The sequence below is a fragment of the Streptomyces sp. NPDC002403 genome (assembly GCF_053593015.1).
On record NZ_JBSFBQ010000007.1, the window covers coordinates 222,451 to 235,679 of the forward strand.

Annotated in this window: 11 protein-coding genes; 6 read left to right on the top strand and 5 right to left on the bottom strand. The window is 70.8% G+C overall.

Features of this window, described 5'->3' with window-relative positions:
• Nucleotides 1-68: 68 nt before the first annotated feature.
• The 5 genes from ACWCPY_RS11655 to ACWCPY_RS11675 all read right to left on the bottom strand — a co-directional run bounded on the left by ACWCPY_RS11655 (nucleotide 69) and on the right by ACWCPY_RS11675 (nucleotide 5,240).
• Complete coding sequence (locus ACWCPY_RS11655; protein ID WP_451264129.1) at nucleotides 69-386, bottom strand: hypothetical protein; 318 nt, start codon at nucleotides 384-386, stop codon at nucleotides 69-71.
• Nucleotides 383-2,449 (bottom strand): aminodeoxychorismate synthase component I, encoded by a 2,067-nt coding sequence (pabB, locus tag ACWCPY_RS11660; RefSeq protein ID WP_451264130.1) that lies wholly within the window; start codon nucleotides 2,447-2,449, stop codon nucleotides 383-385. Before pabB ends, ACWCPY_RS11655 begins: the two co-directional genes overlap by 4 nt.
• Nucleotides 2,446-2,784 (bottom strand): chorismate mutase family protein, encoded by a 339-nt coding sequence (locus ACWCPY_RS11665; protein ID WP_451264131.1) that lies wholly within the window; start codon nucleotides 2,782-2,784, stop codon nucleotides 2,446-2,448. The genes pabB and ACWCPY_RS11665 overlap by 4 nt, the downstream gene beginning before the upstream one ends.
• Before the next feature lie 520 nt (nucleotides 2,785-3,304).
• Complete coding sequence (locus ACWCPY_RS11670) at nucleotides 3,305-4,318, bottom strand: DUF5937 family protein (protein ID WP_451264132.1); 1,014 nt, start codon at nucleotides 4,316-4,318, stop codon at nucleotides 3,305-3,307.
• Between the two features lie 349 nt (nucleotides 4,319-4,667).
• Entirely contained in the window at nucleotides 4,668-5,240 is a 573-nt protein-coding gene (locus ACWCPY_RS11675) for a GNAT family N-acetyltransferase (RefSeq protein WP_451264189.1), read from the bottom strand.
• A 590-nt stretch (nucleotides 5,241-5,830) separates the two neighbouring features.
• Here ACWCPY_RS11675 and ACWCPY_RS11680 point away from each other — a divergent pair.
• The 6 genes from ACWCPY_RS11680 to ACWCPY_RS11705 are packed head-to-tail and all read left to right on the top strand — an operon-like array spanning nucleotide 5,831 to nucleotide 13,159.
• Nucleotides 5,831-7,267, top strand: a complete 1,437-nt coding sequence (locus tag ACWCPY_RS11680) for an NAD(P)/FAD-dependent oxidoreductase (RefSeq protein ID WP_451264133.1) — start codon at nucleotides 5,831-5,833, stop codon at nucleotides 7,265-7,267.
• Complete coding sequence (locus ACWCPY_RS11685) at nucleotides 7,264-8,112, top strand: N5-glutamine methyltransferase family protein (RefSeq protein WP_451264134.1); 849 nt, start codon at nucleotides 7,264-7,266, stop codon at nucleotides 8,110-8,112. Before ACWCPY_RS11680 ends, ACWCPY_RS11685 begins: the two co-directional genes overlap by 4 nt.
• Entirely contained in the window at nucleotides 8,109-9,374 is a 1,266-nt protein-coding gene (locus tag ACWCPY_RS11690) for an aminotransferase class I/II-fold pyridoxal phosphate-dependent enzyme (protein WP_451264135.1), read from the top strand. Before ACWCPY_RS11685 ends, ACWCPY_RS11690 begins: the two co-directional genes overlap by 4 nt.
• The gene (locus ACWCPY_RS11695) at nucleotides 9,367-10,656 is read left to right on the top strand and encodes an MFS transporter (RefSeq protein WP_451264136.1); all 1,290 of its coding nucleotides are present in this window, start codon (nucleotides 9,367-9,369) and stop codon (nucleotides 10,654-10,656) included. Before ACWCPY_RS11690 ends, ACWCPY_RS11695 begins: the two co-directional genes overlap by 8 nt.
• Nucleotides 10,653-11,891 carry an ATP-grasp domain-containing protein gene (locus ACWCPY_RS11700; RefSeq protein ID WP_451264137.1) on the top strand — a complete coding sequence of 413 codons (1,239 nt, stop codon included), beginning with the start codon at nucleotides 10,653-10,655 and terminating at the stop codon, nucleotides 11,889-11,891. The genes ACWCPY_RS11695 and ACWCPY_RS11700 overlap by 4 nt, the downstream gene beginning before the upstream one ends.
• The gene (locus tag ACWCPY_RS11705) at nucleotides 11,888-13,159 is read left to right on the top strand and encodes a phenylacetate--CoA ligase family protein (RefSeq protein ID WP_451264138.1); all 1,272 of its coding nucleotides are present in this window, start codon (nucleotides 11,888-11,890) and stop codon (nucleotides 13,157-13,159) included. The genes ACWCPY_RS11700 and ACWCPY_RS11705 overlap by 4 nt, the downstream gene beginning before the upstream one ends.
• Nucleotides 13,160-13,229: the final 70 nt, after the last annotated feature.

Below are 13,229 nucleotides of genomic sequence, written 5' to 3' on the forward strand. Positions count from 1 at the left end.
ACTTCCGGATGCCCGGCCAGGGCCTGTCCGCGGATCGGAACCGGACAGGCCCGAGCCCCCGGTCGTTCTCACTCCGGCTCCGGCGGCCCCTGTCGTGCCGGCTGGTGCTCCGCCCGGAGCCTGGAGAGCGCGAGCACCGCCCGTCCGATGTCGACGCCCTTGCGGCCGAGCTCGTCGCCGTACCGCTCCAGCACTCCGTTCTCCCAGGCGAGCTCCGAGACGGGCATGCCCGACAGCCGCCGCAACGACTGGTCGTACCGGGCGAGTTCCACCCTGCGCAGCACCATCGAGATGATCTTCCCGTCCAGGTCGGCGAGCAGTGCGCGGACCTCCGGTTCCGCCATGGCCTCGGTGAGGTCTGCCGGTACCCCCAGCGCCGCGCTCACGTGTCCACCGCCTCGCCCCGTAAGAGCCCGCCCGCGGCAAGGGCCGCGACCATCGTCCGCGACTTGACCAGGGTCTCCTCGAACTCGGCGGCCGGGTCGGACAGCGCGATCACCGCTCCTCCGACGCCGAACGACGTGCCCCGGTCGGTGGCGACGATCGTGCGGATGACGATGCTGAGGTCCGCGGCGCCGCCCAGCGAGAACCAGCCCAGGGCGCCGGAGTACACCCCGCGTGCTCCCCCTTCGAGCCGGTCGATGATCTCCATGGTGCGCAGCTTGGGCGCACCGGTCATCGAGCCGCCGGGGAACGAGGCACGGACGCAGTCCACCGCGGAGACGCCCGCGCGCAGCGTCCCCCGGACGGTGCTCACCAGCTGGTGCACCGGCGGGTACGTCTCGACGTCGAAGAGCTTGGGAACGTGCACCGATCCGACCTCGCACACGGTGTTGAGGTCGTTGCGGAGCAGGTCCACGATCATCAGGTTCTCGGCGCGGTCCTTCTCGCTGGCCCGCAGGTCCTCGCTGAGTGCCCGGTCCTGTTCGGGGGTGGCGCCGCGCGGCCGGGTGCCCTTGATCGGCTTCGACTCCGCGACCCGGTCCGTACCGATGGTCAGGAACCGTTCCGGGGAGGCGCTGAGCACCGCCACGCCGGGGAAGTCGAGCAGTGCGCCGTAGGGGACGGGGCTGATGTCCCGCATCCGGCGGTAGGTGACCAGCGGGTCGATGACGGCGGGTGTGGAGACCATGTTGGTCAGGCAGATCTCGTACGACTCCCCGTCACGGATCTTGTCCAGGCACTGCCCGATCCGCGCCAGGTATCCCTGCTCGTCGTGGCGCTGCACGAGCGAGGCGACGGTCTGCGCCGGCGCCTCGGTGAGCGGTGGGCGCTCCTGACCGGTCTCGGCGGGGAGCAGGGCGAGCCGGGAGGCCGTGGTGTCGAGCCATTTGGTCGCCTCCGGGTCCTCGGGCCCGTTGCCGAGGCACATCAGGTACGTGCGGCGCCCCGTGTGGTCGACGACGACGGCGCGGTCGGCGAAGAGCAGCGCCGCGTCGGGGGTGGGCGCGGTGTGCGCGGCGCTCGCCCCGGCCTCGGCCTTGAGCTCGTAGCCGAGATAGCCGACGTATCCGAGGTTGAAGGAGAACGGCAGCCCGGTGCCGGCCGGCAGCGCGCGCCGCCGTAACTCACCGTCGAGGTAGTCGAAGAAGTCGCCGGCCACGTGCTCGTCGGGGCGGCCGGCCCGCTCGATGGTCACCGTGCGGGTTCCGACGCGGTAGGTGACGTACTCCGCGAGCGGCCCGCTGCCGTCGCCGAGGAAGGAGAAGCGGGAGTTCCCGTCGGCGTGGGAGCCGCTGTCGAGCCAGAAACTGTGCGGACGGCCGGCGAACAGCTCCGTGTACACGGCCTCCGTGTCGGGCAACTGCTCCAGTTCGCGTATGCGCAACCGGTACGGGGACACGGCCGGCGTCCCGGTCTCCGCGCGCTTCAGAGTCAGGTCCCGGAAGTTGGCGAGCAGTTCGCGGCCGTACTCGCTCGCTATGGACTCGGGATGGAACTGGACTCCCCAGAGGGGGCGGGTGCGGTGGCGGAGTCCCATGAGGATGCCGTCATCGGTCCAGGCGACGCCCTCCAGTTCGTCGGAGAGTCCGGTGACGGTCAGGGAGTGGTAGCGGACCACGGAGAAGGGCGAGGGAAGCCCGGCGAACAGATCCTCGCCGTTGTGCCGGATCCGGGACAGCCGGCCGTGCATCGGCTCGGGGGCGTGATCGACGGTGCCCCCGAACAGGGCGGCCATGCCCTGATGGCCGAGGCAGACACCGAGGACGGGCAGCCCGGAGTCGCGGATCGCGCGGCTGCCGACACCGAAGTCGCGCTCCCGGTCGGGGCGCCCGGGGCCGGGCGAGACCACGATGTTGTCGTAGTCGCCCAGATGCAGTGCGGACCAGTCGATGTCGTTGCGGACGACGACGGGCGGCTGTCCGTTCACTTCGCCGAGGAGTTGGTAGAGGTTGTAGGTGAACGAGTCGTAGTTGTCGACCAGGAGCGTGCGCACGGAACGGCTCATGACGTCGTGTCCCGGACCGGCCGGCCCCGGTCGGTGTCGGGCGCGTCGATCACCAGGTCCTCGACCCGGCAGGTCTCCTCGATGATCAGGTCGTACAGCCGCCGCAGGAACGTCCCGTCGATTCCGTGCTCGGCTCCGTAGCGGGCGGCCCGCTCCTGCACGACACCGATCCGGTGCGGCTGCATCATCGGGACCCCGTGCTCCCGCTTGTGCTCCGCGATACGTACGCAGAGGTCGATCCGGCTCTTCAGGGTGTCGAGCAACGTCGCGTCGACGAGGTCTAGTTCGGCGCGCAGACTCTCCAGAGCGACTTCAGCGTTCGAGGTCGTCGTCATGCCACTGCCTTTCTGAATGTCGTGGTGCAACGGGGCGGTTCCCCCTGGGCACGTTGATTCTCCGAGCCGTTCGGACAGCTCGGTGCATCGGCCAGGAAGCGACCGGCCACGTATGTCGCGCAGGACGTCAGCGATGAGGGATGGATGGGCGAGCGGGGCTGCGGACAGGGTGCCGACCAGGGCGCGTTCTTCGGATGGGACCCACCCCGTGCGGTGATGCGCACGGCCCAGTACGGCCGGATCGGGGTGAGGTCGGTGACAGGCCGAGCCTTGCCGTTGCCTGCGGCAGCGGCGCTCCGCGTGTGGTTGCCTTCGGACGAGGTCGCGGTGGCGGGATGCTCCCTCCGACTGGGTGGCAGGGATGTGCGGGAACTCGTGGCGACAGATCGCACGGCGCTCTTTCCTGCGGCCTGCCGACGTGGCGACTAGAGCAAAACACACGCCAGAGGGGCCACCAACCCTTTTAGCTGTGGCTAAAAGGGTGTGTGCGCACGGGAGTTCGCGCGGGGCCGGCGGCCGCTCACAGGCTTCGGGCTCCCGTGCTCACGGCGCCCCGGACGAGGGCCTCCCCGGTCTCCGTGAGCGAGTGGATGACCCGCTGCCCGGACCGATGGCTCGTCACCAGATCACAGCCCCGCAGGACCGAGACGTGCTGGCTGATGGCTCCGGGGGTGACATCGACCTGAGCGGCCAGCTCGCCGGTGGAGGCCGGCATGAGGAGCGCCTCCAGCACGGAGGCCCGGACACCGCCGAGGAGCGCCGCGAGCGAGCTGTGGCGGTCCTGCCCGTCGTGGTGCCAGATGTCCGCGGCCCCGGGTCTCGGGTACACGATCATCGGCTGGAGCGGCGGCAGCATGGTGAGTACCTCCGGGCCGCAGAAGACACTCGGTACGAGGACGATGCCCTGGCCGCCGAGGGTCTCCTCGAACTGGTAGGCGCTGCGGACCGAGAGGCGGTCGTCGCGCCACCCGATCCTCTCGTTGAGGGCGGAGAAGACGGAGGCCGCCCCCGCGTTCTCCATCAGCCGCATCCGGGAACGCACGTCGGAGACGAGCCCGCCGTACAGCCTCTGCCAGTACGGTTCAAGGGCCAGTTTCCAGTAGACCCGCAGAAGTTGCGTGATCTGTTCGATGGCCTTCTCGGGCTCGTCCAGCATCTTCCGGTGCAGTGACGCCGCCTCCCGGCGCCAGCCGGCCGGTGTTCCGGTGTCCCCCAGCATCCAGGCCACCTCGTCCACGAAGTGGGCGGGCTCGGTGGCGCGGACCGCCTCCAGTTCGCTCTCCACGTCCCCCGGTGACCCGGCCGGCGCCGGGGTGAGGAAGTCCGGCACGTAGCCGGTCGCCGGGATCACGGCCCGCAGAAGGCGCAGGTCGACCCCCTTCAGTCTGCCGAGGATGTCGTCCACCCATGGCTGGTGCTGGCTTCTGCGCGAGGGAGAGGCCAGCGTCCGGAAGCTGTAGACGGTCTCCCCCAGCGGAGACATCGAGAACCGCACCTTCGCGACATCGTCGGCGGTCGCGCTGTAGCTGATCAACGTTTCCCCGTCCCACCCATCGGTCCGGCGCCCTTGGATAAGGGTGCCGGTGAACGGTAGGCCCGGGAAGGTGCGCGCATGGAACCAAAACCGGACACCTGAACCAACGCGGCCACAACGGAGCATGGCCCATCCGGAATGGAAGAGGCCGTCCGCCTGCGCCCGTTCCGGCGAAAGCGGACGGCCTCGGCAAGTCCCGACCTGGATTCACGCCGGCCCGAACCGGAACAAATGAAGAGGTATTCCGGACACACTGGGTCCGATGGCCGACACGGAAGAAATCGGCCTTGAATCTGTCCGAAAATCGCAGCCTCGGGCCAGGGTGCCGAGAGGTCCGGCCGCCCTCGGCCTAGTCGGTCCCGGCGGGTTCGGCCTCCCGGGCGAGAATCGCGTAGACGTACTCGCTGCCCCAGCCCCGGTCGTCGCGGTCGTTCTCGATCAAGTGCGCTTCCCGGCGCATCGACAGCCGCTCGCAGATCCGCACGGAAGCCCCGTTGTCCGCATCGATACGGGCGAACAGCCGGTGCACGGAAAGCTGCTGAAAGGCCAGGTCACGCAGGGCGAGGGCGGCCTCGGTGGCATAGCCCCGGCCCCCGTGGTCCGGGTGGAAGACCCACCCGATCTCGGCCTGCCGGGCATGCGCGCTGGACAGCGAGACCATCACCTCGCCGATCACCCCGGGAGTGTCGCGACGGCAGACCGCCAGCGTGAGGCTGTCGCCGTCCTCCTTCCAGCCGGTGCCCTGCCCGATGCGTTCGATGACCTCCGCGCAGCGCGCGCGATCACGCGGCGGCCGGTAGAGATACCTGGCCACCTCGGGCAGTCCTTGATATGCGTGCATATCGTCCAGGTCATTCTCCGCAAACAGACGGAGAACCAGCCGATCCGTTGTCAACGGCTGTGAGAAAACAGTCGTACTCATACCCATCCGGCTTCCTCGGAAATCCATGATTGACGTCCCATCATCAGCAACTTAGACTCCACTGCGCTACCTGACCAGGGGCATCTGCAAGCGGGGGAACGCTGTGTGATGCGGCGACATGGACGATGTGCCAGTCCTGGGCGTATGTGGGGGCTCACAGCACCCCACCGCCCGCTTCTCACCGATCACCTTCAAGCGGCTCGGAACAGACGGATACGCGGCGCGGCAGTACCCGGGCCGCGGTCCGGTCGCACAACGATGTGCACTCCCACCGCACTTCACGCCCCGGTGGCAGGCGGCGTGCGCGCGGTGAATGGACGGGTGACCGCGGTCGCCCGCGTCCGCAGGCCGCCCCGGCGAACGATGCCGGCAAGGCCCGCCGAACCGGTTCCCTGCCGGCCGTCCCCTGCCCCGCGACCCCTGTCCCCCGAAACGGCGCCCAGCCCTCCGCCTCGTCGACGACCTACGTCCCGGGCGGCCCGGCCGGAGTGACCGCTCCAGGCACTACGACATCCGCATACGACCCTTTCTCACGGCTGGAGCACGCGCCCGAGCGGCGTCGTGCCCTGCCCGAAGTCACGAGGAGAATCATGCACGCAGGGCCACAGCAGACTGCCGTCGTCGTCGGCAACGGGGCGGTCGGCGCCTCGATCGCCTACGAGCTGAGCAGCCGCGGATTCCAGGTCACGCGCGTGGGCCGGGAGAACCGTCCGTACGCCGCCTCCCTCGCCGCCGGCGCGATGCTCGGCTGCTTCGGCGAGGTCACCACCTCGCTGCTGGCCAGTGACCACGGGCGGGCCAAGCTCGACATGGACCACCGGGCCCGTCGCTACTGGAACGAGTGGGACGAGCGGCTCAGCCAGGACTCGGGCGACTCCCGCACCCTCTTCAGCGCCGACGGGACGTTCGTCCTGCTCAACACGATGGGATCGGCACCCGTCGACTCCGGCAACTTCCGGGCCATCGAGGCGACGCTGCGGGAGTACGAGGAGCCGTACGAGACGGTCGACCCCGAGGAACTGGACTGGCTGGCGCCGAACGATCTCTCCCGTTCGCTACGCGGCATGTTCATCCCGGGTGAACGCGCCGTGGATTCGCACCGGTTGCTGGTCAAGCTCGATCAGGCGCTGGTGAAGGCGGGCGGCAAGATCGTCGATGCCGAGGCGCTGGGCGTCCGGGTGACGAACGGCCGCGCGACCGGCGTCGAGCTGGTGGGCGGGGAGGTCCTGTCCGCCGACCACGTCGTCGTGGCCGCCGGGGCCAGGTCCCTCACGCTGCTGGACGAGGTGGCCGGGGCACGCGCCCAGATGCCTCCCATGGTGAGCGGCTACGGAGTCTCCGCACTGGTGGAGACCGAGGACCGCGCGCTGCCCTCGTCCGTGGTGCGCACCCCCAACCGGGCCTTCGCCTGCGGTCTGCACGCCGTGCCGCGCGCCGACGGGGTGCTCTACCTCGGGGCCACCAACATCATCTCCGAGCAGCCGCGCCGCTTCGCCGCGGTCGGGGACCTCCAGTTCCTGCTCGGCTGTGCCGTGGACCAGCTGCACACCAACCTCTCCGAGTCGTCGCTGCTGTCCGTGCAGGTCGGCAACCGGCCGGTGCCCGCCGACGGCTTCCCCCTGATCGGCGCGGCCGGGGCCGAGGGCCTGTGGCTGGCCACCGGCACCTACCGCGACGGTCTGCACCAGTCGCCGCTGCTGGCCCGGCACATCGCCACGCTCGTCGAGGGCGGCACCAGCGAGTACGACTTCCTGTCGTCCTTCTCCCCGGTGCGCGCTCCACTGGCCGGCGGGACCCGTGAGCAGGTCGTGACGACGACGGTCGAGCACATGATGGCCACCGGCTACGAGTACCGGTGGAACGTCGCGCCCGAGTGGCCGCCGCGCATCGAGCGGCACCTGCGCCGTTTCTACGGGGCCCTGGTGGAGGAGCTGCACCCGTCCTTCACTCCCCCCGCCGAGCTGGTCGCCGCCATGACCGACGGCATCCGCGAGTCCCTCACGCGCTACTACGGCGAGTGGTCATGATGACGGCGGACCAGTTGCGGTCCGCCCGCGAGACGGCCCGCACCCGCCTGACCGAGGCGGGCGTGTGGGACGTCGAGGGCGACCTGGACGCGTTGGAGGAGCGCTTCCTCGCCGCGGTGACACCCGCGGCGGTGGACCGCTTCGAGGCCGCCGTCGCGGAACGCTGCCGGCGCATCCCGCTCGGCCACATCATCGGATCGGCCGGGTTCGACGGCCTCGAACTCCTCGTCGGCAGCGGCGTGTTCGTACCACGGCACGAGAGCACCGCGCTGGTGGCCTGGGCGGCCGACGAGAAGACACTGCCGTACGAGGGCACCGCGCTCGACCTGTGCTCCGGCGTCGGGGCCCTCGGCCTCGCCCTGTCGCGGCGCCGCCCCGACGCGTCGGTGACGTGCGTGGAGCGCGACGACACCTGTCTGCAGTACCTGAACCGCAACGCGGCGCGGCACCGGGACGTGCTGGGCACGGTCTCCGTGCACGCCGCCGACCTCACCGAGCCGGGCTGCCTCGACGCGTACCTCGGTACGACCGACCTCGTCATGGCGAACCCGCCGTATGTCTCCCCCGATGTGCGGCTGTTGCCCGAATGGTCCGAGCACCAGCCCCGGGCCGCCGTCTACAGCGGTGCCGACGGTCTCGATCTGATCCGCCGGATCGTGGTCCTCGCCGCCGCGGCGCTGCGTCCGGGCGGGCATCTGGCGCTCGAACACGACCGGGCGCAGCCCGAGCAGGTGCGCGAGCTCCTGCACGGTGACTCCTTCGAGGAGATCACCACCTTCGTCGACACCGCCGGCGAGCCGCGGATCACCGTCGCCCGCCGCACCCGCCAGGGAGGTACCAGGTGAGCACGGACCGGACACCGCAGAACTGGCTGACCACCCGCAGGGACCGCACGTCCTCGGCCCTGGACCAGTGCTTCGCCGAGGGGCTGACCGGGCACACCGTGGTCGCCCGCGACCGCAAGCGGGTCACCCTCCAGGACGGCACCACGGCCACGGAGTTCGTGTCGTGCTCCTACCTCGGGCTGGAGTCCCACCCCGCGCTGGGGGAGGCCGTGGTCGAGGCCGTCGGCCGCTTCGGTGTGCACCTGTCGTCCTCGCGCAACCGGATGCGGCCCTCCTACCTCCCCGAGCTGGAGGAGCTGCTGGCTCGCATCTATCCGGGCACCCAGCCCTGCGTGTTCACCTCCACCAGCAACGTCCACCTCGGCGTGCTGCCGCTCCTGGCCTCGGGGTCGCTGCCCAGCTATCCCGTACAGGGCGGACCCCATCTGTTCGTGGACCGCACCGCTCACGCCTCGATGCAGGTACTGCGCGGAATCTTCGCGCAGTTCGGGCCGGTCGACCGGTTCCGCTCGGAGGATTCCGCCTCGGTGGACGAGGCGCTGCAGCGGGCGACGGCGGAGGGGCGCACCCCCGTCCTCCTGGTGGACGGGGTCGGTTCGATGAACGGCCTCATCGCCGTGCACGACCTGGCACAGCGGGCGGCGGCCGCCGGCGGCTATCTCTACGTCGACGACGCCCACGGCATCTCCATCGACGGTGCCGCGGGCTGCGGTTACGCCTTCGACGCGCTGGGCGGCAAACTCCCCCACAACGTCGTCCTGGCCGGCTCGCTGTCCAAGGGCTTCGGCGGCTCGGGCGGCTTCCTCCTGGCCGCGTCCGGCGAGGACGTCGCCGTCGTCAGGAAGCTCGCCAACCCGCTGGTCTTCGGACACTCGGTGATGGTGCCGATGATGGCGGCCAATGTCGCGGCGGCCCGCATCCACCTCTCCCCCGAGATCGCCGAACTCCAGGCGGGGCTGTGGGCGAACGCCGCCCGGCTCGACGAACTGACCGGCGGCAAGCTCTCCAACGCGGGGCTGCGCACCCCGGTGCGCGGAGCGGTGTTCGGCTCCGAGGAGGAGGGGCTGCGCGCCGTTCGGCGCCTCAAGGAGCGCGGTGTGATCATGCTCCCCGCGTTCTACCCCACGGTGGCGCAGGGACAGTCCCTGCTGCGCTTCGCCCTCTCCGCACTGCACAGCGAGGAGGACCTGGCCCTTCTCGCGGACACCCTTGAGGAGAGCGGACACTACAGCGGCGGTCAGGAGCTCGACGGCCGTGACTGAACAATCCACTCCGCCGGCCGCGGCGGAGCGGCCCGGACCGCCCCGCCCGGGGCTGGGGCCACTGGTACGTCCCATCGCCGTGTCCCACTTCGTCACCCATCTCGGCGACGGTCTGTTCTATGTCTGCGCGGCGCTGTACTTCACCCGGGTGGTCGGCCTGGACGCGGTCACGTACGGGGCCGCGCTGACCGCGTCCTGGCTGCTGGCCATGGTGCTCAGCGTGCCTGTCGGGCGTCTCGCCGACCGGTTCGAGTCCCGGACCGTGGCCACCACCCTGCTCGCGGTGGCCGGCCTGTCGGTCTGCCTGTACCTGGTGACCTCGAGCGTGCCGCTGTTCTTCGTGGGGGCCTGTCTGCTGGCGGTCTCCAGCCAGGGCACCCAGTCCGCCCGCTCCGCCCTGGTCTCCCGCTCGTTCCCCGCCGATCAGGTCACCAGGGTGCGGGCGGTACTGATCTCGACTGCCAACGCGGGTCTGGCCGTGGGCGCGATGCTGGGCGCCCTCGTCATCTCCGTGGACACCGGCACCGCCTACCGGCTGGCGTTCGCACTGGACGCGGCGACGTTCTTCCTCGCCGCAGTGCTGCTGCTCAAGGTCCCGGCGACGCTGCGCACGGTGCCCGGCACCCCGGCGGGCGGCACCGCGGCCGCGGCGGTCAAGGGCTCGCCGCTGCAGGTGTTCCGTGACCGGGGCTACGTGGCCGTCAGTGCCGCCAACCTGCTCCTGACGCTCCACGCGCCGTTGATCGATGTGGCGCTGCCCCTGTGGATCGTCCACGAGACACGGGCTCCCGACTGGAGCATCGCCGCCGTCTTCGTCATCAACACCGCTCTGGTGGTGGTCCTGCAGTACCGGGTGTCGCAGACCGTGACCAGCATCGACGCCGGTCTGCGCAGCCTGCGCATCGGCGGGGTGCTGCTGTTCGCGGGAATGGCGCTGTACTCCCTGTCCGGGCTGCCCTCGTCGCCCTGGGGGGCCGCCGGGCTGCTCGTGCTGGCGGTCTCGGTCCTCACCTTCGGGGAGATGCGGCAGACGTCCAGCATGAACGAGATCAGCTTCCGGCTCGTGCCGGACGGCCGGTACGGCGAGTACCAGGGCTTCTTCGGCATGGGCTCCACCATCGCCGAGGCGGTCGGACCGCTCGCCCTCACCTGGCTCCTGCTGTCCCACGGCTCCTGGGGGTGGCTGGTGCTCGGCGCCCTCTTCCTCGTCTCGGCCCTGGCCATGCCGTACTGCGTCGCCCTGGCCCGACGCTCGACGCTGACAAGGGAGAACGTCCTGTGACACCGTCCGCGCCCCGCCCCGTGCTCCTGCTGCTCAGCGGCAGTCGCCGGGTCGTCGACAAGGCCCTGGGCCTCGGCCTCGATGTGGTGCACCTCCAGGCGCCCACCATGACCGACCCCTCGCTGGACCCGCTGTGCCTGCGCTCGGTCGGCGTCGACCTCCTCGATGTGCCCGGCGTCCTGGCCGTCGCCCGCACGCTCCACGAGGAGTTCGGCTTCGCCGGAGTGTGCAGCAATCACGAACCCGCCTGCACGGCCGCCGAAGCGATCGCCCTCGACCTGGGGCTGGTCGCACCGGGCACCGGAGTCGCCGCGCTGCTGCGCGACAAGGCCCGGACCCACGAGGTGCTCGACAAGGACCCCTCGCTGCGCACCCCCTGGGCCCGGCTGAACAGCCCCGAGGACGCGCTCCGGGTCGCGAGGAGCGCCGGGTGGCCGCTGATCCTCAAGCCCGTCGACGGCTCCGCCAGCCTGGGGGTGCTCAAGGTCGACGGCCCGGACGGACTCGACGACGCGTGGCAGCGGGTGCAGGGCACCCTGCGCAACGACCACCACTACCACGAGGTGTTGCCCGTGACCGGGTACCTCGTCGAACCCTTCGCCCCCGGCGAGGAGTTCAGCGTCGAGACATTCAGCATCGGCGGAGAGCACGAGGTACGGGCGGTGGTGCGCAAGCTCGTCGGCGGCTCGTTCGTCGAGACCGGCCACCTCGTCCCCGCCGGACTCGACGCCGGGCTGCACCGGGCCGTCGTCGACCGTGTCATCGCCTTCCTCGACCATGTCGGGCTGCGCGAGGGGCCCGCCCACACCGAGGTCATCGTCGGCGAGGAGGGCATCCATCTCGTCGAGTCCCACGCCCGTACCGGCGGCGACGAGATCCCCGGCCTCCTCGCCCTGGTCACCGGGCGCGACGTGGAGGCCGACATGCTCGCCCATGCCTGCGGTGTGCCGCTGCCGCCCGCCGTACCACCGCTCGGAGCCGCGGCCGTGAAGCGGTATCTGCTGGCGGACCGCACCGGCCGCGTCGGCGCGGTCGAGGGCGTGGCGCAGGCGGTCACGCTGCCGGGCGTGCACAGCGTGCAGATCTGGACGAGCCCGGGCGACACGGTGCGCCCGGCGACGGCGAGTTGGGAGCGGCTGGGCGAGGTCGTCGCCGTGGGCTCCGACACCGCCGCGGCCACCGCGGCCGCCGAACAGGCCTGCCGGGCCATCACCCTACGGATGGAGGAACAGTGAGGCTCCTCACGGATCACACGCTGCCACGACCGGAGCTGCTGACCGTCCAGGCCGAGAACCTGGCGCTCATGCGCGACGCCGTACGCCGCTCACGCACCTGTACGGCGCTGCATCCGTACGAGGGCTCCCTGACCCCCGAAGGACTGCCGCAGGTCCCCCTCACCAGCCGCGACCGGCTCGCCGAGTGGAGTGTGGATCCCGGTACGCCGAACCGCATCACCGAGGGGGACATCCGCCTGGTGCTGCGTTCGAGCGGCTCGTCCGGCCGGGTACGGACCCTGCTGCACGACCGCCCCTTCAACGAGCGGGTCGAGGCGATCGGGGCGCGCGGCCTGTGCCTCGACGGACTGGGAACCAACCCCTACGTCCTCAACTCACTCGCTCCGGGCGACCTGTTCGGGGGATTCGGCTTCGCCGATGCGGTGCTCTCCCGCCGCGGCGCCGCGGTGCTCCCGGCCGGGACGTCCATGCCCGCGCACCATCTCGCCGAACTGATCACCGATCTCGACGTCGGCGCGATGGTGGGTCTGCCGGGTTACGTCGAGCGCCTGCTGGCCGAGATCCCGGCGGAGATGCACAAGCTGCGCACGCTGTACTACCTGGGAGAGCGGATGGCCTCACCGGCCGCCGAAGCGCTCGTGGCGGCCGGCTGCGCCGTGCGCTCGTTCGCGTACAGCACCACCGAGACCGGGCCCATCGGATACCAGTGCGGTCATCTCACCGGTACCGACCACCATGTGCACGAGGACCTGGTGATCGCCGAGGTCGTGGACGACGACGGCCGGCGGTTGCCGGACGGGGTACCCGGCATGCTCGCGGTCACCGTGCTGGCCGACAGCGGCACCGCGCTGGTGCGCTATCTCGTCGGCGACCGCGCCAGTCTCCGGCCCTCGGCATGCCCCTGCGGCTCGACGGCCCAGGTGCTGCGCATCGGGGCCCGCGACGACGTGTCGGCCAATCTGATCGGCACCCTGGTCACCCGTTCCATGTTCGACACGGCGCTCGGCCTGCCCTCGGACGCCCGCTACCAGGTCGGGTACGGCTCACAGCGGGGAATGCTGCGGCTGACCCTGCGCGGCGCCGCGCTGGGCGGCCTGACGGAAGAGGCGGTACGGGCCGCCCTCGGCGGGCACCAGACCCTCCGCAAGGTCGTCGGATCAGCGATCTTCGCCGGCCTCACGGTCGACGCCGGGGCGACGCCGCGGATCACCGCCCGTGCCAAGGCACCGTTCTTCTGGAGCGAGGAGGACGGCGATGACCGCGACTAGGGTCTCGGACGAGGCCGGGACATACGCCCGGGAAGACGTGCTGATGGCGGAGCCGAACGGAGCCGACGAC